The organism is Rhodococcus sp. GXMU-t2271 (assembly GCF_041414735.1).
GTDB classification, from domain to species: domain Bacteria; phylum Actinomycetota; class Actinomycetes; order Mycobacteriales; family Mycobacteriaceae; genus Rhodococcus; species Rhodococcus indonesiensis.
This window is the reverse complement of sequence record NZ_JAUIZP010000060.1, coordinates 86,625-107,666: the sequence shown is the minus strand read 5'-3', so window position 1 is coordinate 107,666 and position 21,042 is coordinate 86,625. Positions and strand designations below refer to the sequence as shown.

General features: G+C 70.5%; 19 protein-coding genes. 8 read left to right on the top strand and 11 right to left on the bottom strand.

Annotation, left to right across the window (positions count from 1 at the left end; all coding sequences use genetic code 11):
* Positions 1–41: 41 nt before the first annotated feature.
* On the top strand, positions 42–710 hold the full coding sequence (locus QYS60_RS21815; RefSeq protein ID WP_003935079.1) for a hemolysin III family protein: 669 nt from the start codon (positions 42–44) through the stop codon (positions 708–710).
* A gap of 62 nt (positions 711–772) precedes the next feature.
* Positions 773–1,687: a mechanosensitive ion channel family protein gene (locus tag QYS60_RS21810; RefSeq protein ID WP_059174819.1), complete on the top strand. Its 915-nt coding sequence runs from the start codon at positions 773–775 to the stop codon at positions 1,685–1,687.
* Between the two features lie 12 nt (positions 1,688–1,699).
* On the opposite strand, the gene QYS60_RS21805 is transcribed toward QYS60_RS21810, so the two are convergent.
* From QYS60_RS21805 to mca, 3 genes are read right to left on the bottom strand one after another with little or no spacing between them, the layout of a single operon-like run.
* A complete protein-coding gene (locus QYS60_RS21805) occupies positions 1,700–3,718 on the bottom strand; it encodes a thioredoxin domain-containing protein (RefSeq protein ID WP_371384251.1) in 2,019 nt (672 codons plus the stop codon).
* Positions 3,719–3,728: 10 nt separating this feature from the next.
* Positions 3,729–4,046, bottom strand: a complete 318-nt coding sequence (locus QYS60_RS21800) for a hypothetical protein (protein ID WP_289379894.1) — start codon at positions 4,044–4,046, stop codon at positions 3,729–3,731.
* Positions 4,043–4,921, bottom strand: a complete 879-nt coding sequence (gene mca / locus QYS60_RS21795) for a mycothiol conjugate amidase Mca (protein WP_003935083.1) — start codon at positions 4,919–4,921, stop codon at positions 4,043–4,045. The genes QYS60_RS21800 and mca overlap by 4 nt, the downstream gene beginning before the upstream one ends.
* Before the next feature lie 154 nt (positions 4,922–5,075).
* Here mca and QYS60_RS21790 point away from each other — a divergent pair, with 154 nt between their 5' ends.
* Both QYS60_RS21790 and greA read left to right on the top strand, forming a co-directional pair.
* The gene (locus tag QYS60_RS21790; protein ID WP_003935084.1) at positions 5,076–5,507 is read left to right on the top strand and encodes a DUF4307 domain-containing protein; all 432 of its coding nucleotides are present in this window, start codon (positions 5,076–5,078) and stop codon (positions 5,505–5,507) included.
* A 223-nt stretch (positions 5,508–5,730) separates the two neighbouring features.
* Positions 5,731–6,225 carry a transcription elongation factor GreA gene (greA, locus tag QYS60_RS21785; RefSeq protein ID WP_003935085.1) on the top strand — a complete coding sequence of 165 codons (495 nt, stop codon included), beginning with the start codon at positions 5,731–5,733 and terminating at the stop codon, positions 6,223–6,225.
* An 87-nt stretch (positions 6,226–6,312) separates the two neighbouring features.
* On the opposite strand, the gene QYS60_RS21780 is transcribed toward greA, so the two are convergent.
* The 3 genes from QYS60_RS21780 to QYS60_RS21770 form a co-directional block, all read right to left on the bottom strand.
* The gene (locus tag QYS60_RS21780) at positions 6,313–7,710 is read right to left on the bottom strand and encodes a bifunctional lytic transglycosylase/C40 family peptidase (protein ID WP_040781413.1); all 1,398 of its coding nucleotides are present in this window, start codon (positions 7,708–7,710) and stop codon (positions 6,313–6,315) included.
* Positions 7,711–7,908: 198 nt separating this feature from the next.
* Positions 7,909–9,063: a cystathionine gamma-synthase gene (locus tag QYS60_RS21775; RefSeq protein ID WP_003935087.1), complete on the bottom strand. Its 1,155-nt coding sequence runs from the start codon at positions 9,061–9,063 to the stop codon at positions 7,909–7,911.
* Between the two features lie 71 nt (positions 9,064–9,134).
* Entirely contained in the window at positions 9,135–10,520 is a 1,386-nt protein-coding gene (locus QYS60_RS21770; protein WP_040274555.1) for a cystathionine beta-synthase, read from the bottom strand.
* 133 nt (positions 10,521–10,653) lie between these two features.
* Between QYS60_RS21770 and QYS60_RS21765 the strand changes: the two genes are divergently transcribed.
* A complete protein-coding gene (locus QYS60_RS21765; RefSeq protein ID WP_371384250.1) occupies positions 10,654–11,616 on the top strand; it encodes an SGNH/GDSL hydrolase family protein in 963 nt (320 codons plus the stop codon).
* Here QYS60_RS21765 and QYS60_RS21760 read toward each other — a convergent pair.
* The 3 genes from QYS60_RS21760 to QYS60_RS21750 all read right to left on the bottom strand — a co-directional run bounded on the left by QYS60_RS21760 (position 11,613) and on the right by QYS60_RS21750 (position 14,058).
* A complete protein-coding gene (locus QYS60_RS21760; protein ID WP_003935092.1) occupies positions 11,613–12,464 on the bottom strand; it encodes a Bax inhibitor-1/YccA family protein in 852 nt (283 codons plus the stop codon). The genes QYS60_RS21765 and QYS60_RS21760 overlap by 4 nt on opposite strands.
* Positions 12,465–12,559: 95 nt before the next feature.
* On the bottom strand, positions 12,560–13,705 hold the full coding sequence (locus QYS60_RS21755) for a class I SAM-dependent methyltransferase (protein ID WP_059174839.1): 1,146 nt from the start codon (positions 13,703–13,705) through the stop codon (positions 12,560–12,562).
* Positions 13,699–14,058, bottom strand: a complete 360-nt coding sequence (locus QYS60_RS21750; protein ID WP_003935094.1) for a hypothetical protein — start codon at positions 14,056–14,058, stop codon at positions 13,699–13,701. The genes QYS60_RS21755 and QYS60_RS21750 overlap by 7 nt, the downstream gene beginning before the upstream one ends.
* Positions 14,059–14,219: 161 nt before the next feature.
* Here QYS60_RS21750 and QYS60_RS21745 point away from each other — a divergent pair, with 161 nt between their 5' ends.
* Both QYS60_RS21745 and QYS60_RS21740 read left to right on the top strand, forming a co-directional pair.
* Positions 14,220–17,714 (top strand): protein kinase, encoded by a 3,495-nt coding sequence (locus QYS60_RS21745; protein ID WP_371384260.1) that lies wholly within the window; start codon positions 14,220–14,222, stop codon positions 17,712–17,714.
* Between the two features lie 35 nt (positions 17,715–17,749).
* Positions 17,750–18,766 (top strand): magnesium transporter CorA family protein, encoded by a 1,017-nt coding sequence (locus tag QYS60_RS21740; protein ID WP_289377277.1) that lies wholly within the window; start codon positions 17,750–17,752, stop codon positions 18,764–18,766.
* A 33-nt stretch (positions 18,767–18,799) separates the two neighbouring features.
* Here QYS60_RS21740 and QYS60_RS21735 read toward each other — a convergent pair whose 3' ends face one another.
* Positions 18,800–18,991, bottom strand: coding sequence for a hypothetical protein (locus QYS60_RS21735; RefSeq protein WP_289377278.1), 192 nt, complete (start codon positions 18,989–18,991; stop codon positions 18,800–18,802).
* 110 nt (positions 18,992–19,101) lie between these two features.
* Here QYS60_RS21735 and QYS60_RS21730 point away from each other — a divergent pair, with 110 nt between their 5' ends.
* The gene (locus QYS60_RS21730) at positions 19,102–19,299 is read left to right on the top strand and encodes a CsbD family protein (protein WP_003935098.1); all 198 of its coding nucleotides are present in this window, start codon (positions 19,102–19,104) and stop codon (positions 19,297–19,299) included.
* Between the two features lie 72 nt (positions 19,300–19,371).
* On the opposite strand, the gene QYS60_RS21725 is transcribed toward QYS60_RS21730, so the two are convergent.
* Entirely contained in the window at positions 19,372–20,868 is a 1,497-nt protein-coding gene (locus QYS60_RS21725; RefSeq protein ID WP_371384249.1) for a DUF4389 domain-containing protein, read from the bottom strand.
* Positions 20,869–21,042 lie beyond the last annotated feature (174 nt).

Genomic DNA, 21,042 nt, shown 5'->3' with positions numbered 1-21,042 from the left:
AAGCGTAGGTTACTCTTCGGTATCGAAGGGAGGCCCGGCCGATGACGGTATTCGGGATCGACGAACTGCCCGTGAAACCGCGGATGCGCGGCTGGATCCATCTGTGGGCATTCGGTGTGGCCGTGGTGGCCGGCGCCGCGCTCGTGATCCTGTCGCAGACCGTGGCCGATCCACCCGCGGGCTGGTCGACGGTGATCTACAGCCTCACCGTCTGCGGCGTGTTCGGCGTGAGCGCCCTCTACCACCGGGTCCACTGGCACGACCCGCGAGCGCGCACGTGGATGAAACGCGCGGACCATTCGATGATCTTCCTGTTCATCGCCGGTAGCTACACCCCGTTCGCCACGCTGGCACTGCCCCCGGACACCGGTCGCATGCTGCTGACGGTGGTGTGGACCGGGGCCCTCGCCGGCGTGGCCCTGAAGATGCTCTGGCCCACCGCGCCACGCTGGGTGGGCGTCCCGCTGTACCTGCTGCTCGGCTGGGCGATCGTCCCCGTCGCCGGCCAGCTGATCGACGAGGCGGGCATCGTCCCCATGGTGCTGCTGCTCGTCGGGGGAATCCTCTACAGCATCGGCGCGATCCTCTACGCCACGAAGTGGCCCGACCCGTGGCCGCACGTCTTCGGCTACCACGAGTTCTTCCATGCGGCGACGGTGCTCGCCGCCCTCTGCCATGCCGTCGCCGTGTGGCTGGTGGTGTTCGGGTAAACCCGATCGGACGAAGATCACATCGGTGGCAGCCACGTCAAGGATCCGTAGACTCGGCCGCGATGACTGTTCAGCGACTGGCATTCGAACTGACCGACACCAACCGGGAGTGGCTCGTCGAGCGGCCGCTGGCGATCGCGGGATACGTCCTGGCGGCGCTGATCCTGAGGTTCGTGCTGCACCGGTTCATCGACCGGATGACGAAGCCGCGGCACCAGAGCAGCAAGCCCGGCCTGCTCCGCCCCTTCCAGGAACGCGCCCCGAAGGGCCTGCCGGGTGTGCTGGTCAACGAGCGGCGCACCCAGCGCGCCGAGACGATCGGCTCGGTGCTCAAGTCCGGTGTCTCCGTCGTGCTGCTCGTCTGGTGCGTCCTGCAGATACTGGGCACCCTCGGACTCAACGTCGCACCGTTCATCGCGTCCGCCGGCATCGTCGGCGTGGCCCTCGGTTTCGGTGCGCAGAACCTGGTGCGTGACTTCATCTCCGGAATGTTCATGCTGCTCGAGGACCAGTACGGCGTCGGCGACGTCGTCGACCTGGGCGACGCGGTCGGCACCGTGGAATCGGTCGGCCTGCGGGTCACCACCGTCCGCGACATCAGCGGCACCCTCTGGTACTGCCGCAACGGCGAGATCCTGCGCGTGGGCAACATGAGCCAGGGTTACGCCGTCGCCGTCGTCGACGCCCCCATCGCCCACGCCGCCAACGTCCACCGGGCGTGCGAGGTGGCGCTGCGCGCCGCGCTCGAGACGGTCGAACGCGACGACCTGGCCCGCGACGTCCTCGAGCCGCCCGAGATGCTCGGCGTCAACTCCGTCACCCCCGAATCGGTGACGCTGCGGATCACCGTGCGCACCCGTGCGGGCAAGCAGTGGGCCGTGCAGCGCGCGATCGCCCGCGCCGTGCTCGAGGCGTTCGACGACAACAGCATCGATGCTCCCCTGCCGGCTCTGCTGGCCTCGTCCCGCGCCGACTGAGACCCGGATCGCTCACGCCGAGAGCGCCGCACGCAGTTCGGCCGCCGTCGTGACGGGCCGGTCGCACACGTATCCGCGGCACACGTAGGCTGCCGGGCGTCCGTCGACCAGCGGTCGGCCGGCCAGCAACGGTGACGAGTCCGGGTCCCCGCCGACCACGACGGCGCCGCCGGGAGCTGCCTGCCGCGCGACGGCGAGCAGCTCGCCGCCGCCGACCGTCGCCACCTGGACGGGTCCGCGCACCGCCGCCTCGGCGACGGCGAGCCAGTGTCCGGCCGAGCGCGGCGCCCGTTCGAGCAGCACCACCGCCGACCGCAGCGACGCGTCCGCCACGTCCGCGTACCGCGGGTCCTCGGGCACCACCGCGGCGAGGGTGAGCAGGGCCTCGCAGATCAGCGCCGCCCCCGACGGGGTGGCGCCGTCGGTCGGATCCCGCGGCCGCGCCACCAGGGTTTCGGCATCGTCGGCGGTGTCGAACCAGCTTCCGGGCCGTGCCGGATCCTGGAAGTGGTTCAGGGCGACGTCGGCGAGCTCCCGGGCCGGGTCGAGCCACGCGGCGTCGCCCGTCGCCTGGTACACCGCGAGCAGGGCGGTGACGAGGGCACCGTAGTCCTCGAGCACACCGGCCGGGACACCGACCGTGCCGCCGAGAGAGGCGCGCCGGAGCCGTCCGTCCACCAGGTGCAGCTCGAGCAGTGTCCGCGCGCAGTCGACGGCGGCCTCGACCCAGTCGGCGCGACCGAACGCGGCACCGGCCTCGGCCAGCGCGGTGATCGCGAAACCGTTCCACGCCGTGACGACCTTGTCGTCGCGGCCGGGCTGCGGACGCTGCAGCCGGGCGGCGAACAGCTCGGCCCGTACCCGCTCGTAGCGTTCGGCGTCGTCCGGATCGGCGCGCAGCTGCAACACCGACGCGCCGTGTTCGAAGGTGCCGGCGTCGGTGACGGTGAACAGCTCGGCCGCCCACTGCGCATCGTCGTCACCGAGGACCTCGGCCAGCTGCCCGGGCGTCCACACGTAGGTCAGGCCCTCGACCCCGTCGGTGTCGGCGTCGAGCGCGGAGGCGAAGCACCGTCCGGCGGTGCGCAGGTCCCGCAGCAGGAACTCGACGGTCTCCTCGGTGACCCGTCGCGCCCAGGGCGCCGCTGTCCGACGCGCGAGATGCGCGTACATCCGCAGCAGCAGCGCGTTGTCGTAGAGCATCTTCTCGAAGTGCGGAACCACCCACCCGGCGTCGACGCTGTAGCGGGCGAAACCCCCGGCCAGCTGGTCGTAGATGCCACCGCGCGCCATCGCCTCGGCCGTCCGTTCGACGAGGGACAGCACGGCCGGGTTCCCGCTGCGCTCGTATCCGCGCAGCAGGCCCTCGAGCAGCGCGGACGGCGGAAACTTCGGGGCGCCCCCGAACCCGCCGTGCACCGCGTCCTCGTCGGCGGCGACGGAGGCGTCGGCGGCGTCGAGCAGCGCGGCGTCCACCGGCCGCTCGCCCGGCGCGAGGCCGCCGCTGCCGCGGCGCAGTTCCGAGACGATCGCGACGGCGGAGCGGTGCACGTCGGCGCGACGGTTGCGCCAGGTCTCGGCGATCGCCTCGAGCAGCTGGGTGAACGACGGCATCCCGCCGCGCGGCAGCTTCGGGTAGTAGGTGCCGCAGTAGAACGGAGCGCCGTCCGGGGTGAGGAAGCACGTCATCGGCCAGCCGCCCTGCCCGGTCATCGCGACGGTGGCGTTCATGTAGATCGCGTCGATGTCCGGGCGTTCCTCCCGGTCCACCTTGATGCACACGAAGTGCTCGTTCATCAGCGCGGCGGTGGCCTCGTCCTCGAACGACTCGTGTGCCATCACGTGGCACCAGTGGCACGCCGCATACCCCACGGAGAGCAGGACCGGCACGTCCCGCTCGCGGGCCCAGGTCAACGCCTCCTCGCCCCACTGGTGCCAGTGCACCGGGTTGGCGGCGTGCTGCCGCAGGTAGGGGCTGGTCGCCTCACCGAGAGTGTTCCGGTGACGGGTCTCGGGCGCCGGGGGTGTCACGACGCGTCCGTCAGTTCGCGGCCATCGGGGGCTGGGGGTGGTCGGGTCTGTGGTTCTGCGCGGCTCCGCGAGGGTTCTGCGCGGCTCCGCGAGGGTTTTCCGCCGCCCCGCGATCGGTCCCCTCGTCGGCGGCCTGGTCCGGCTCCGGATGCTCGGGTTCGAACGTCTCGGGCAGTTTGCCGAGCCGCTTGTTCATCGAGCGGATCAGCAGGGCGGTCGCCACGAGCAGGATCACGATCAGTGCGAGACCGAGCGGCGACGCCTTGCCGAATTCGGGGCCGGTGGGGTCCTGGGCCAGGACCTCGGCCGCCAACATGCCTACCGTCATCTCACCTGTCCGTCCTCGATGCCCGCGAACAGATCCGTTTCGGGGATCGCCGTGTGCACGCGGGTCTTGGCCAACTCGAATTCTTCCGTCGGCCACACCTTCTGCTGGATGTCCAGCGGCACGGCGAAGAAGGAGCCGTTGGGATCGATCTGCGTCGCATGGGCGCGCAGCGCGTCGTCACGCTTGGGGAAGTAGTCGCTGCAGGTGATCTGCGTGGTCACCCGCGCCATGATGTCGCCCTGCTCGGTGCGCCACCGCTTGAGCCACTCCTCCATAGGGAACGGCTCGCCCCGCCGCTCGTACTCCTCGCGGAACAGCTCGAGGCGCTTGCGGATGAACCCGTGCGAGTAGTACAGCTTCTGCACCTTCCACGCCGGTCCGGCCTCGGGGAAGCGGTCGGGGTCGCCGGCCGCTTCGTACGCCGCGACGGAGACCTCGTGGCACCGGATGTGGTCGGGGTGCGGGTAGCCGCCGTTCTCGTCGTAGGTGGTCATCACGTGCGGCCGGAACTCCCGGATCACCTCGACGAGCTTGCGGGTGGGTTCCTCGAGGGGCACCAGCGCGAAGCAGCCCTCGGGCAGCGGGGGCTTCGGATCACCCTCCGGCAGCCCCGAGTCGACGAACCCGAGCCACCGCTGCTGCACCCCCAGGATGCGGGCGGCCTCGGCCATCTCCTCGCGCCGGACCTCGGGCATGCGGTCCCGGATCCCGGGGATGTCCATCGCGGGGTTGAGGATGTCGCCGCGTTCACCCCCGGTCAGGGTGACCACCAGCACCTCGTGCCCTTCCGCGGCATAGCGGGCCGTCGTGGCGGCACCCTTGCTCGACTCGTCATCGGGATGGGCATGCACGGCCATGAGCCGTAGTCCGCTCACGTCTTTCCTCCACCTCGCCGTCGGCTGCATCGTCGCTACCCGGACCACCGGCACTGCGGGCCGGCGTCCTGGGTTCCTCCCCTATAGTTCCACCTGACACGTCCCTCGTCAGCCACGCCCCCGCTGCGCCCGCGGGTGCACGAAAGTAAGTGTGATGACCGACACCACCCCGACCGACCGCTACCCGACCGGCCGCTACCCGGCGACGGGCGGATCCCGCCGCACCTGGCTGTGGGCACTGGTCGCCGTCGGGCTCGTCGCCGGGGTGCTCGCGGCGTTCCTGCTCTACCAGAAGTTCGGCACCCCGGACATCGAGAGCGAGGTCGTCACCTACACCGTCGTCGACGACTCGACCGTGCAGGTGCAGTTCACCGTGACGCGGAAGGACCCTTCGCAGGAGGCGGTGTGCATCATCCGCTCGCGGTCGAAGGACGGATCCGAGACGGGCCGGCGCGAGGTGCTGATCCCGTCGTCCGAATCCGGCACCCTGCTGATGGACGCGCCGGTGATCACGTCGCAGCGGCCGGGCATGGCGGACATGTACGGCTGCAGCTTCGAGGTGCCCGAATACCTGCGCGCGCACTGACCGCACGCTGCGGATTCCGTGGTCGCGACCACGTTGGTGCTAGAATTGCCTGATACACGGTTCCACCCTTTGGGGCCGTGTATTGCTGCATAGGAAGCAGTGCGGTCCTGTTCGCCACTGGCTTGGGGGGAACGTTCGAGGGATCCGCGTTGCCGTCGTCGCTGCGAGTTGCGGCGACCAGTCGACGGAGCCGGGAGCTCCAACCCGAAGGAAGTGATCGAGGATGACCGAGACCCAGGTGACCTGGCTGACACAGGAGTCGTACGACCGACTCAAGGCAGAACTCGACCAGCTCATCGCGAATCGTCCCGTCATCGCGGCCGAGATCAACGAGCGCCGCGAGGAGGGCGACCTCAAGGAGAACGGTGGATACCACGCCGCTCGCGAGGAGCAGGGTCAGCAAGAGGCCCGGATTCGTCAGCTGCAGGAACTGCTGAACAACGCGAAGGTCGGTGTCGCGCCCACGCAGTCCGGCGTCGCGCTGCCCGGCTCGGTCGTCACGGTCTACTACGACGGCGACGAAAGCGACAAGGAGACGTTCCTCATCGCCACCCGCGAGGAGGGCGCCCGGGGCAACGAGATCGAGATCTACTCCCCCAGCTCCCCGCTGGGCGGTGCCCTGATCGACGCGAAGGTCGGCGAGACCCGCGAGTACACGCTTCCCAACGGCAGCACCATGAAGGTGACGCTCGTCAGCGCGGAGCCGTACCACAGCTGATCGGCGGCGAGCCGTCGCGCGGCTCGACCGACACGCGAGAAGGGTCCGACCGGTGCCTCCGGTCGGACCCTTCTTGCGTACGGCACCTCAGATCAGACGGCGGGCCTTCATGCCGGGGAAGACCGCGCCGACGCGCACCACGTCTCCGAACGTCGGGGCATGCACCATCTGGCCGCCGCCGATGTAGATGCCCACGTGCCCGGGCCCGTCGGACTGCCAGTTGCCGAACACCAGATCCCCCGGCCGGGCCAGCTCGATCGGGATCTCGGTGCCGACCCGCCACTGCGTCTGCGACGTACGCGGCAACGTCATCCCCGTCGCCGCGTACACCGCGTACGACGTCAGGCCCGAACAGTCGAACCCGCCGCCGGAGGGACCGTTGATGTTGCCGCCGCCCCACACGTACGGCAGCCCCAGGTACCGGAACGCCAGATCCACCACCCGGTTACCGGTCTCGGTCATCCCCGGCAGCCCGAGCCCGAAGAACGGTGAGAGCAACCGCGCGAACACCATCTCGGTCGCCCGGATCTTCGCCACGTACGGCTTGGTCTGGTTCTCGTAGTCCGGCAGGCCGGACGGCATGCCCCCGGATCGGCGCACGGCCCCGAGGCCCGCGTTGTACGCCGCGAGCGTGAGGTCGAGGGTGTCGCCGCGCACCACCCCCTGTGCCTTCCACTGCTCGATCTGCCGGTAGTTGTCGCACAACAGATTCCCGGACGCCATCACCGGATCGGCGATGCCAAGCACGTCGGCCCGCCCGTCCCCGTCGGCGTCCTTGCCGTAGGCATCCCAGGTACCCGGCATGAACTGCCCCGGCCCCTTCGCGCCCACCGGCGAGACCGGAGCGCTCGGTCCGTACCGGAATCCGTTCTCCGCCGAATACAACGCCGCCAGGACCGGCGCCCCGACGCCCTCGCACAACTTCCCGGCCTTGCGCAGCCACGGCGCGAACACCGCGATCGCCCCGATCGGCGCCAGGTTGGTGCCCGGCAGGATCGCCGGGATCGACGGCAACGTCACCGCCGCACCGCCGGTTCCCACCCCGCCCGGTGCCGACCCCCACGCACCGCTGCCCGTCACAGCGCCGGGGGCGGGGGCGCCGAACACCGACGGCCGTCCCGCCGGCGCGGCCGGGGCCAGCACCGACGGCGCCTGTTCGAGCACGGCCTGCACCGGATTCTCGGCCGGCGGTTCGAGTACCGCGGCCGCCTCCGGCGGCAGATGCGGCATCAACGCGTCCTTCGCGGCCGAGGTCGTATCCGCCACGGCCTGCTCGGCGGCCGGGCGCATCGGTTCGGGCAGCGCCGCGACGAGGTCGGTGACCTGCTGATCCGTGGCCGAGGCAACGGCTTCGGCGGATGCCTGGAACGACTCGATGACCTGCGTGACCTGTTCCTGAAGATGCTCCGGGATGTCCGCTCCCTGTACCAGGGCACTCGCCGCAGTGGCTACCGCCACAATCACCGCCGACGGGTCAACTGACATTCGCGAACTCCCCATCCCTTGACGAACGACTTCACCGTACTGTGTGATCTCGATCACCGATGCGGTTCGTTACATCCATATCATATATATGCGAGAACGCGTTCTAGTTCTTGTCCTGTGACGCGCCACACACGGGACTTGAAGTTACAGCAACAGGGACGGCGCCGCTCGCGCACGGACGCGCGAGCGGCATCCGGGTCAGGCCGTGAGCGCCTGCTCCACGTCCGCGACGAGGTCGGCGGCATCCTCGATACCCACCGACAGGCGCACCAGATCGTCCGGAACCTCGAGCAGCGACCCCGCCGTCGAGGCGTGCGTCATCGCGCCCGGGTGCTCGATCAGCGACTCGACACCCCCGAGGGACTCCGCGAGGGTGAAGATCTCGGTGCGTGCGCAGAAGTCGAGGGCGGCCTGCTTGCCCCCGGCCAGACGCAGCGAGATCATGCCGCCGAACCGGCGCATCTGCTTCGAGGCGACGGCGTGATCCGGGTGCGACTCGTGGCCGGGGTAGATCACCCGGGTGACGGCGGGATGCCCGTCGAGCAGCTCGACGATCTTCTCGGCGTTGTCGCTGTGCCGTTCCATGCGCAGGGCCAGCGTCTTGATGCCGCGCATCGTCAGGTATGCGTCGAACGGACCCGGGACGGCGCCTGCGCCGTTCTGCAGGAACGCGAACTTCGCGTCCAACTCCTCGTCGTTCGTCACCAGCGCACCACCGACGACGTCGGAGTGGCCGCCGAGGTATTTGGTGGTCGAGTGCAGCGCGACGTCGGCACCCAGGGTGAGCGGCTGCTGCAGGTACGGCGACGCGAACGTGTTGTCGACGACGATCTTCGCCCCACCGCTGTGCGCGACGTCGGCGAGTGCCGCGATGTCGCCGATGTTGAGCAGGGGGTTCGTCGGGGTCTCGACCCACACCAGCTTGGTGGTGGGCCGCATCGCCTCGCGCACGGCGTCGACGTCGGAGATCGGCGCCGGCGTGTACTCGATGCCCCACTGCGTGAACACCTTGTCGATCAGCCGGAAGGTGCCACCGTAGGCGTCGTTGGGGATGACGAGATGATCCCCGGGACGCAGCACCGAACGCAGCAGGCAGTCGGTGGCGGCCATCCCGGAACTGAAGGCCCGGCCGAACGTTCCCGCCTCGATGGCGGCGAGATTCGCCTCGAGCGGCTTGCGAGTGGGGTTGCCGGTGCGGGCGTACTCGAAGCCGCCGCGCATCCCACCGACGCCGTCCTGCGCGAACGTCGAACTCGCATAGATGGGGACGTTGACGGCACCGGTGGCCGGGTCGGGATCGTATCCGGCGTGGATCGCTCGGGTGGAGAATCCGTGGCTGCGCTGCTCACTCATGCGGCTCAGCCTAGCCGCGGGACGGAAGGACGGCGGGCCGGGGAAGGCTCCCCGGCCCGCCGCCGCAGCCGCTACGAACCGGCGCTGATGAACCCGAGCAGGTCGTGGCGGGTGATCACGCCCACGGGCTTGCCGTCGTCGATGACCAGCAGCGCGTCGGTATCGCCGAACGCCTTCGTGGCGGCGGCGATCGACTCGCCGACCCCGATCAGCGGCAGGGTCGGGCTCATGTGCTTCGCGACGGGGTCGGCCAGCCGCGCGCGGCCCTCGAAGACGGCGCTGAGCAGTTCCCGCTCGCTGACGCTGCCCGCGACCTCACCGGCGGTGACGGGCGGCTCGGCGCCCACGACCGGCATCTGCGAGACACCGTATTCGCGCAGGATCTCGATGGCGTCGCGGACCGTCTCGGACGGATGCGTGTGCACCAGCGCGGGCAGCTCGCCGGACTTGCTGCGCAGGACGTCGCCGACGGTCGAATCGTCGGGCTTGCCGTCGAGCGGGGCCCGCAGGAAGCCGTACGAGGCCATCCACTTGTCGTTGAAGATCTTCGACATGTAGCCGCGGCCACCGTCGGGCAGCAGCACCACGACGAGGGCGTCCGGCCCCTCACGCTCGGCGACCCGCAGCGCGGCGACGACGGCCATGCCGCACGACCCGCCGACGAGCAGGCCCTCCTCGCGGGCGAGCCGGCGGGTCATGTCGAACGAGTCGGCGTCGGAGACGGCGATGATCTCGTCGGGGATCGACGGGTCGTAGGCGCTGGGCCAGAAGTCCTCGCCGACGCCCTCGACGAGGTACGGACGGCCGGTGCCGCCGGAGTACACGGAGCCCTCCGGGTCGGCGCCGATCACCTTGACCTTGCCGCCCGAGACCTCCTTGAGGTAGCGGCCGGTGCCGGTGATGGTGCCACCGGTGCCGACGCCGGCGACGAAATGCGTCACCTTGCCGTCCGTGTCGCGCCAGATCTCCGGGCCGGTGGTCTCGTAGTGGCTTTCCGGACCGGCCGGGTTGGAGTACTGGTCCGGCTTCCAGCCACCCGGCAGTTCACGGGCGAGTCGATCGGAGACGGTGTAGTAGCTGTCGGGGTGCTCCGGGGGCACCGCGGTCGGGCACACCACGACCTCGGCACCGTACGCGCGCAGCACGTTGCGCTTGTCCTCGCTGACCTTGTCGGGGCACACGAACACGCACTTGTAGCCGCGCTGCTGGGCCACGAGCGCGAGACCGATTCCGGTGTTGCCGGACGTCGGTTCGACGATGGTGCCGCCCGGCTTCAGTGCACCGGACTTCTCGGCGGCATCGACCATCTTGACGGCGATGCGGTCCTTCGAGCTGCCGCCCGGGTTGAGGTACTCGATCTTCGCCGCGACCACGCCCGAACCCGGTGTCGTCACCGAGTTGAGCTTGACCAGCGGGGTGTTTCCGATGAGGTCGACGACGGAATCCGCGATGCGCATTCCTCCATGGTCTCAGATGCCGGTACCCGACGGCGTTCCGGCTGCTCGAGCGGCGGATTCGACGCACACTGGACACGGCAACCTCAGGGCCGTCTGCAACTCCAGGGCCGTCTGCTCGGAAAGGTGATCTCCCGTGCCCCGAACCTCGTGGCGCACCGCGGCGCTGGCCGGCGCGACGGCCGTCGCCGCCGGCTCCGGCGCCGGCGGCGCCTCCTGGCTCACGTACACGTACCTGATGCGCCAGGCGACGGTAGCGAGAGGTGTCATCGGCCGCACCTGGGCGAAGCCGCCCGAGGCGGACGGGGTGTACCTGCCCGGAGCGCAGTCCCCGGTGCCGTGGCGCCGCGGCGTGCCGTTCGACCTGCACCTGATGATCTTCGGGGATTCGACGGCGGCCGGCCTGGGCTGCGCGAGCGCGGCAGAGGTGCCGGGAGTGCTGCTGGCCCGGGCGCTGGCCGACGAGTCGGGCCGCAGCGTCCGGCTCGGCACGAAGGCCATCGCCGGCGCCACGTCGCGGGGACTGGCCGGGCAGGTCGACGCGATGTACGTGGCGGGTCCGCCGCCCGACGCGGCCGTGATCCTGGTCGGGGCCAACGACGTGACCGCGAAACTGTCGCTGCACCGCTCGGCACAGCGACTGGGCTCGGCGGTGCGACGTCTGCGCGCGAGCGGCGCCGTCGTCGTCGTCGGTACGTGTCCCGATCTGGGGGTGGTCGGTGCGATTCCCCAGCCGCTGCGCACCGTGGTACGGACGTGGGGACGGCAACTGGCCCGCGCGCAGGCCGCGGCGACGCGCGCGGCCGGCGGGCATCCCGTGCCGCTGGCCGACCTGCTGACGCCCGAGTTCCTGTCCGCGCCCGACCACCTGTTCTCCGCGGACGGATTTCATCCCTCGGCCGCGGGATACGAGCTCGCGGCCGGTCACCTGCTGCCGGTGCTGGCCGCCGGGCTCGGCCTCTGGTCCGGCGGTCCGGTGCCGGTGCCGCCGCACACGTCGGCGGCCGCGCGGCTGTGGCTGCCCCGGACACGCCGCGGGCCCCGGGAACGGGTGTTCCCGGGGCCCGCGGTCGGCACGGTGGCCGGAGAGCTGGGCTAGTCGTTCTGGAAGTACGACAGCAGGCGCAGGATTTCGATGTACAGCCAGACCAGGGTGACGGTCAGACCGAAGGCGACGCCCCACGCGGCCTTCTCCGGCGCCTGGGCGCGGATGAGCTGATCGGCGGCGTCGAAGTCCAGCAGGAAGCTGAACGCGGCGATGCCGATGCAGACGAGGCTGAAGACGATCGCCAGGGTGCCGCCGTCGCGCAGGCCGAGGCCGCCGTCGATGAAGAAGCTCGCGACGAGGTTGCCCAGCGCCAGGACGAGGACGCCGATCAGGGCGCCGATGATCATGCGGGTCAGGCGCGGGGTCACGCGGATCGCCCCGGTGCGGTAGACGACGAGCATGCCGAAGAACACGCCGAACGTGCCGAGCACCGCCTGGACGATCAGGGTTCCGCCACCGGCGCCACCGAAGGTGATGTCGGTGAACATGAACGAGAGCGCGCCGAGGAAGAAGCCCTCGGCGACGGCATAGGCCAGGACGATGGCCGGGTTGTCCATCTTGCGGCCGAAGGTGGCCACGAGGACCAGGACCAGGCCGATGAGACCGCCGCCGATGACGAACGGCGCGGCGAGGTTCACGTTGCCGTTGACGAGGACGTAGGAGATCAGCGCCGAGATCGCCAGCACACCGAGGGTGATGCCGGTCTTGGTGACGACGTCGTCGATCGTCATCGACCGCTCGGTCGTGGGCCGGGCCCACGGATCCGTCGGCGCGTACTGCGGCTGGCCGAATTGCTGAGTGACCTGCGCGGCGCCCGCCGTCGCAGAGCCGAACGTGGCGTATCCGCCGCCCTCTTGCTTGGGCAGGTTGCGGAACACCGGGTTACTGGTGGTGCGCACCGTGCACATCCCTTCTGGTGGTCGGTTCTGTCCGTTCAACGATCCGCGGACGCCGGGGGTTCCCGGACCCGAGCCGAGCACGGACAAACCGGACTCTACCGGGTGCGCACGGACCTGGTCACGGTGAACTTACGGTTGCGTCCTGCAACTTCCGTGCGGCCGATCGTCCGCTGCAGGATCCCACGGTAGTTCAGGTGGGTGTTGTAGACGGCCCACAGTTCACCGCCCGGACGCAGCAGCCGGGCCGCCGCGTCGAACATCTTCACGGCGGCACCGGTGTGCACCGCGGCGCCGACGTGGAACGGCGGATTGCACAGCACCACGTCCACGGAGGCGTCCGGCAGCGTCCCGGCGACGTCGTCGCGCAGTACCTCGACCCGGTCGGCGACGTCGTTCGCGGCGGCGGTGGCGGCGGCCGAGGCGACCGCCGCAGCGGACTGGTCGGTGGCGGTCACCCGCAGGCCGGGGAACTGCCGGGCCGCGGCGACGGCCAGGATGCCCGTGCCGCAGCCGAGGTCGACGGCGGTCCTCGCGTCACGCGGCAGCCGGGGCACGAAGTCCAGCAGGAAGCGGGTGCCGATGTCCAGGCGGGGGCCGGCGAACGCCGCTCCGTGCGCGACGACGGTCAGCCCGGCCTCGGGCACCGTGCCGGTCACCGGGTAGGTCGGCTCGGTCGCGATCGGGCCGCGGGCGGTGAGCACCCGCGACTTCTGCCGGCCACGGGAGGCGCGCACCTCCGTGAAGCAGCGGGCCAGTACCTCGTTCATCGCGGGTGTGATGTGCTTGTCGCGGCCACCGGCGAACACCGTGACGCCGGGGTCGGCATACCGGGCGACGGTCTCGGCGATCTCGGTGAGCGCGGCGAGCGACCGGGGCAACTGCAGCAGCACCACCCGGGCCCCGGTGAGCAGATCGCTACCGAGGTCGTGCGTGGTGTAACGATCGGTCAGTCCTTCGCGGGCGGCGTTCGCGGCCAGGGCCCGCTCCCCCACCACCGAGTCCTGGTGAACCCGGATCCCTGACGCGGAGTGCCGCACGGCGACGCCGAGGGTGAGGGCTCCGTAGTGGTCGTCGATCACCGCGACGGTCCCGGCCGGCGCCGCGGCGAGCGCGGCGCCGGCCTCGTCGAGAATCAACCTGTCGGCGGCGTCGACGGCCACCAGATTGGGCGCCTCCACGTCGGGGAGGCGCCGCAACCGGGCGAACAGTTCGTCGCCGGCAGCGGGGTCGCCGGTCAGCACTGCCCCTTGCCGGCGTTCTCGATGGCGCGCAGGGTGTCGGCCTGCTGCTCCTCGCTCAGCTCCGCCCACCCCGGCAGCGACTTCTGCGCGTCGGCGACGGAGGCGGCGGCCTGGGTGCGGTCCTGCCCCCAGGATTCGAGCTGGTCGAAGTACGGCACCATGGCACTGCAGATCTCGTCGTAGCTCTGGCCCAGCTCGATGCCGGTGCTTCCGGTGACCTGGCTCGTGCTCGGCGCGGCGGTAGTGGACTCGGTGGTCCCCTCGGCTGCGGAGCCGGAGTCACCGGACGATCCGCAGGCCGCCGCGAGCAGCACCGCACCCGTACCGAACAGCGCCGCGAGAGTCTTCTTCATCGTTTCCCAATTCCGATCGCAGTGTCGTTTCCCGGAAGATCCGGCCGTCGTTGCCGGGAGCCCCGGCCGGACAACGGTAATGGAGAACCGGCGATCCATCCGTGTCGTGCCCGCCACACCCGGGACTATCCTGGAGGAATCCACGTGAGGTGAGTGCCCCGATGGCCGAGAACGATCCCCTCGCCACCCAGCGAGCCACGGTCTCCCACGCCGCCGCGGCGGAGGACGAGACCGTCGAGGATCTGCGCCTCGCGGGGTTCGCCGACGCAACCGAGATCGGCCGTGGTGGTTTCGGGGTGGTGTACCGGTGCCGGGAGACGGCGCTCGAGCGCACCGTCGCGGTGAAGGTGCTCACCGCCCCGCTCGACGCCGACAACCTCGACCGGTTCCTCCGCGAGCAACGCGCGATGGGCCGGCTCTCCGGGCATCCGCACATCGTCACCGTCCTGCAGGTCGGCACCACCGGCAGCGGCCGGCCCTACCTGGTCATGCACTACCACCCCCACGACTCGCTCGAGGCGCGCATCCGCCGCTACGGGCCGCTGCCGTGGCCGGACGTGCTGCGCATCGGCGTCAAACTCGCCGGCGCGCTCGAGACGGCGCACCGGACCGACGTGCTGCACCGCGACGTCAAACCCGCGAACATCCTGCTCACCCAGTACGGCGAACCGCAGCTCACCGACTTCGGCATCGCCCGAATCGCGGACGGCTTCCGCACCTCGTCGGGCGCGATCACGGGCTCCCCCGCCTTCACCGCGCCCGAGATCCTGGCCGGCGCGCCGCCGACCCCGGCCGCCGACGTCTACGGTCTGGCCGCCACCCTGTTCTGCGCACTGACCGGGCATGCGGCCTTCGAACGGCGACGCGGGGAACAAGTGGTCACGCAGTTCCTGCGGATCACCACCGAACCGGTCCCGGACCTGCGGGGCACCGGTGTCCCCGAGGAGGTGTGCTCTGCCCTGGAACGCGGCATGGCCACCGATCCGGATGCCCGTCCGCAGTCCGCCGCGGAGTTCGGGGAGTTGTTGCAGCGGGCCCAGGAGCGGGGCGGCTGCGACGTGGACGAGATGGCGCTGCCCGCGGATCCGGACGGACCCGGGCCGCTGCCCGTCCCGGGAACCCCGCACACCACCGGACCCCACCTCACGCCCACCGCGATCGCCACGCCGCCGGTGCCGGTGACCCGGTTCCGGCCGCACGCCGCCAGCCGACCGCTGGTCCCGCGCACCCACCTCATCGACCGGCTGCGCCTCGCCCGCCGCCGCCGTCTCGTCGCGATCCATGCCCCGACCGGATTCGGGAAGTCGACGCTGGCCGCACAGTGGCGGGAGGTCCTCACCGCCGAGGGCGTCGCGGTGGCCTGGCTCGCGGTCGACCGGGACGACAACGACGTGGTGTGGTTCCTCACCCATCTGATCGAGGCGTTCCGGCAGGTGCGTCCGCAGTTCGCCCGCCAGCTGCGGCAGGTGCTCGAGGCCCACGGCGACGACGCCGAACGGTACGTCCTGTCGACCCTCATCGACGAGACCCATCGCGAGGAGACCCCGATGGCCTTGGTGATCGAGGACTGGCACCTCGTCACTGCACCGGGGACCGTCGCGGCACTGGACTTCCTCCTCGACCGAGGATGTCATCACCTGCAGCTCGTGGTGACCAGCCGAAGCCGGGCCGGACTGCCGCTCAGCCGGATGCGGGTCCTCGACGAACTCGTCGAGATCGACTCCGAGGCTTTGCGGTTCGACGCCGAGGAAGCCGAGGGTTTCCTACGCGACGTGAGCGGCCTCGACCTCGGCCCCGAGGACATCCGGGGCCTGACCGAAGTCACCGACGGCTGGGTCGCCGCGCTGCAACTGGTGTCCTTGTCCCTGCGCGACTGCGAGGATCCGACCGACCTGATCGAGAACCTCTCGGGCCGCCACCGCGCCATCGGCGAGTTCCTCGCAGACAACGTGCTCGACACCCTCGAGCCGGAGGTGTACGAGTTCCTGCTCGCGACGTCCGTCACCGACGAGATCACCGGCAGCCTCGCCACCGCGCTCACCGGCGACCTGCACGGACAGGCGATGCTCGAGCAGATCGAGGCCCGGGATCTGTTCCTGCGCCGGGTCGACGACGAGGGCAGCTGGTTCCGCTACCACCGGCTGTTCGCGGATTTCCTGCGCCGCCGGCTCGAGCGTGATCATCCCGAACGCGTGGAGCCGCTCCATCGTGCCGCTGCGCAATGGTTCGCACACCAGCACATGCTGCGTGAGGCCGTGGACCACGCGCTCAGCGCCGACGACCAGGAACTCGCCGTCGACATCATCGCCGCCGACGGGATGTTCCTGATCGAGCACTCCCACATGACGACCCTGCTGGCGCTGGTCGCGAAGCTACCGCCCCGCGTGGTGGCCACGCACCCGCGGCTGCAGATGACGGTGGCGTGGGCGAACGCGTTGCTGCAGCGAGCCGACCAGACGCGCACCGCACTCGCGGCGGCGCGGGGATGTTTCAGCTGCTGCAATGCGGCGGCGGAGGACATCGCGGTCCTGCAGGTCGAGGCCGACGTCGTCGAGGGTGTCGTCGCAGTCTCCACCGACCGCATCGCCGACGTGGCGGACAAGGTCGCGCCGTGCCTGGACGATCCGGACGCCTTCCGTCCGTGGGTGGTGTCCGTCGCGGCGAACGTGGCGACCTTCGTGGACATCTACCGGTTCGACTTCGAGTCCGCCCGGCGACGGCAGCGGTGGGCCGAGCCGTACCACCGTGCCTCCAACGGCCCGTTCAGCCGCGTGTACGGGCAGTGCCTGCTCGGCATCGCGGCCAACGAGCAGCTCGACGTCGCCGCGGCCGAGGGACATTTCCGTGCGGGGCTGCGGGCCGCGCGCAAAGTGGGTGGCATCCACACCCACGCCGCGCGGCTGGCCGCCGCCATGCTCGGGGAGCTGCTCTACGAACAGGGCCGGATCACCGAGGCCGAGGCCCTGCTCGACGAAAGTCACGAGCTCGGAACCGAGGGCGGCGTACCGGACTTCATGATCGCCCGATTCGTCACGGCCGCGCGGCTCAAGTCCCTGCGCGGTGACCGCGCCGCCGCGGCGGCACTGCTCGACGAGGGAGCGCGGGCCGCCGACGACTATCGGCTGCCGCGACTGCATGCCCGGGTGGTCAACGAACGCGTGCGGCTCGGTCTGCCGGGGCCGCAGCCCGCCCCGCGACAGATGCCCGATTCCGATGCCCCCGACCCCGACGGCATCGCGGAGATCACCGCTCAGGTGGAGGACGCCACCGCCATCCGGCTGCTCTACGGCAGCGGCAGGCCCGAGGACGCCGCCGTGGCGTGCGAGTGGGCCCGGCTGTGGCACCGCCGCGTCTCCGGACGCGGCCGCCGTCGCGCCGAACTGCAGGCGGTGCGGCTGCTGGTGGCGTGCCTGCACGCCGCCGGACGGATCGAGGAGGCCCAGCACGTGCTGGCCCCCGCCGTGGCGACGTGCGGACGCCTGGGCATGCTCCGCTACCTCGTCGACGGCGGTGCCCACGTGGTGCCGCTCCTGCCCCTGCTGCGCGATCGGCTGCGCACCCTGTTGTGGCCCCCGGACTGGCCGGCTGTGGACGAGGCCTTCCTCGACGAGATGGTGCGGCTGGCGGAGGCCGGCGGCGCGCGCATCGCGCTGTGAGCCCGGGCCGCCCCGGGGTAGGGCAGACTGCGAGCGTGACCGCTGCCGTCCCCGACCACATCCGTACCAGGCTCTGGCGCGACGGACGGCTCGTCGCAGAGAACTACCCGCTGGCGGACGTCTCCGACTACCTCCGGGACGAGACCGCCCTGGTGTGGGTGGATCTGCACGATCCGACGCACCGCGAGCTGACCGACATCGCAGAGGAGCTGGAGTTCGATCCGCACGCGGTCGAGGACGTGGTGGCGCGTGGGGAGCGCACGAAGGTCACGCGCTACTCCACGCACACCTTCCTGACCGTCTACGCCACGTCGCTGGCGGACGGGAGCGAGCCGGCCGACACGCTCGGATCCCGGCTCGAGACCACGCGGGTCTCGGTGTTCGTGGTCCCACGCGGCTTGGTCACGGTACACCGGGGTACCGGATTCGACGTCGAGGAGATGGTGCGGCGCTGGGACGACAACGCCGACCTGCTGCGGCACGGCACCGCCGCGCTGCTGCACGGGCTGCTCGACGTCGTCGTCGACGGCCAGTTCGAGGCCATCCAGGGCCTCGACGACGCGATCGAGGAACTCGAGGACGGGCTGTTCGACGAGCGTGCGCACATCCGCTCGCTCCAGCGTCGCACCTACCGGGTACGCAAGGAACTCGTCCAGTTGCGCCGGGTCGTCCTGCCGATGCGCGAGGTGGTCGCCGCGGTGATGCGGCACCGGGCCGAGCGAGGCAACTCCGTCGAACTCGACGGCTGGTACAGCGACCTGTACGACCACGTCATCCGCGCGACGGAGTGGACCGAATCCCTGCGTGACATGGTCACCACGGTCTTCGAAACGAACCTGTCGCTGCAGGACGCGCGGCTGAACACGGTGATGAAGAAGCTCACGGGGTGGGCCGCGATCATCGCCGTGCCCACCGCGGTGACAGGGTGGTACGGGCAGAACGTGCCGTACCCCGGCTTCGGGCAGTGGAGCGGGGTGCTGTCGAGCACCGCGGTCATCGCCGCGTCCGCAGGAACCCTCTACATCGTGTTCAAGCAACGCAACTGGTTGTGACGGACGACCGGGTACGGCACGTGTCTGCTCGGGCTACGAGGTTCCTTCGGAATCGTCGAAGAACCGCCAGTCGTCGTCGCCGTCGACCCTGACCTCCATGCGCCAGCCCAGTTCACTGTTGTCGGCCTTGGAGTCCACGAACCAGGCGTGCGCGTCGTCCGCGCTCTCGATGTCCTTGGTCGCCACCACTTCGCCCTTGGGGTCGATCACTCGGTATGTAGCCATGCCGGGGGCTTTCCCCGGCGATCCGCCACCCAAACCCGAGCCCCCAGGATTGGCGCGGCCGGGTCCGGGGTATCCGGGGATGGAAGCGACCACGGACGAAGGAGGATGAAGTGGCTGATTTCATCGACAAGGCCAAGCACAAGGCCGAGGACGTCACCGGTCAGGCCAAGGAAGGCGCCGGCCGCGCGACCGGCGACCGCGATCTCGAGGCCGAGGGCCGGGGCGACCAGGCGTCGAGCGGTCTGAAGCAGGCGGGCGACAAGATCTCCGATGCCGCCGGCAAGGTCAAGGACTCGTTCAAGAAGTAGCGCCGCGGCGCGCAAGCACGCGCGTGGCCCCGTCGACCCCGTCGACGGGGCCACGGCTCGTGTCCGGGGCCGTCAGCGTCCCTCCCCCGGCCGTGCCTGCTCCCCGGAGGTCGCGTCGCCGTACTGCTCCTTCGACAGCGGAATCTGCGTTCGACCGGGTTCCGGTGAGAGGTCGTCGCGCGGCCCGGCCGGCGGCGCGTACTCGTGCAGTTCCCGGGGGCCCTGGTCGAGCCGGAACGGCGGGTACTCGTCGCGCAGCAGCGCCGCGTAGGCCCACACCCGGAAACGCCAGCGGTTGATGCCCACGACGAGATCGAACACCCCGCTCGGGTAGCGGGCGGTGAACAGCAGGGCGATCGCCGCGACGAGCACGAGAATGCCGAGCAGGGACCACGAGTAGGTCCACGCCGCGTCGTCCCAGTCGCCTGAGGTCGCGGTGGCCCCGCCCCCGACGAGCACGGCGAGGATCAGGTAGTGCGGGACGGCGAGCAGCCACCACTTGACCAGCACCAGTCCCCGGGAGAGACGTTCCGGATAGGGGACGTCGAAGTCGGCGGGGTAGTCCGTGCGATGCAGGCTGAAGGGCGGATACCGGTCGGTGCCCAGCGCCGAGTAGGTGTAGAACCCCACCCGCCACCACCACCGCATCACGCCGACGTTGAAGTCGAACAGCGCCCGCGGGTAGCGGCCGGTGAACAGGATCGCGAAGCCCGCGACGACGGTCGTGACGAAGTGCGCGATCGCGAGGAAGAAGAGCACGATGTAGTGCGGGATCGCCAAGAGCCACTTCACGAGCCACAGCCCGCGCGACGGCGAGTCCGGGTCGCCGCGCAACATCACCGGGTAGGTGCCCGGGGCGACGGCGGGCGGCGGCGGCGCGTGCGCCGAGGGCGGGCCGTGCCGGCCGAGCCCCACCGCGCCGAGGACGAGCAGCGGAACCCCGATCACGAGCAGGACGAGAGCACTGACGAGCAGCCACAGCGCGAGCGGTCCCAGGAACGGGAACTGGGCGCCCGCCTGCAGGTCCACGACGACGCCCGGGGTGGCGTCGGCGTTCATCACGACGATCGACCACACCCCTTCCTGGAAGTCCCAGCGCAGTTCCTGTGTCCCAGGTCCGGCAGCCGACGCGGCCCAGAAGTCCTCGTCACCGGGAACCCGGGCGGGGTCGTCGCCGGGGATCTCGCGGTACTCGGCGCGGAACGGCTCGAACCGGACGTCGGTGAGTTCGGCGTGTGCGACCCCGGACAGGAAGGCGTCGACCTCCCGCTGCGGGCCGATGCCGACGAACACCGGCTGTCCGGGATCCTCCGATGCCGCACGCAATCTGAGCCGGCCGAAGTCCTCGGCGCCGAACCCGGTGGGCGTGTCGTCGAAGACCAGGTCGATGCGTTCGGAGACGAGGGCGCTCGAGTCGGTGCGGAAACGCTCGGTCGGAGCGGTGAACCAGCCGTCGTCGCGCTGGACGAAGTACCCCCAGCCGAGCACCCCGGCGGCGACGAGCAGGGCCAGCCCGAGCATCGACAGCAGAACACCCACCACGAACATGACGATCTTGCCGGCCTTCATAGCGGCCTCCGATTCGGAGTGTCGTACACGCGGTCCGAACTCACCGTAGACGCGACCGAACAGGACGAACAAGACTTTGCCCCACCTCGCCGCGCCGCACCCCGCGACACGTCACGCACCGGTTCCGTGCGCGTAACGCATCGGCCATCCAGCGGCGTGTAGGGTGAGGGCATC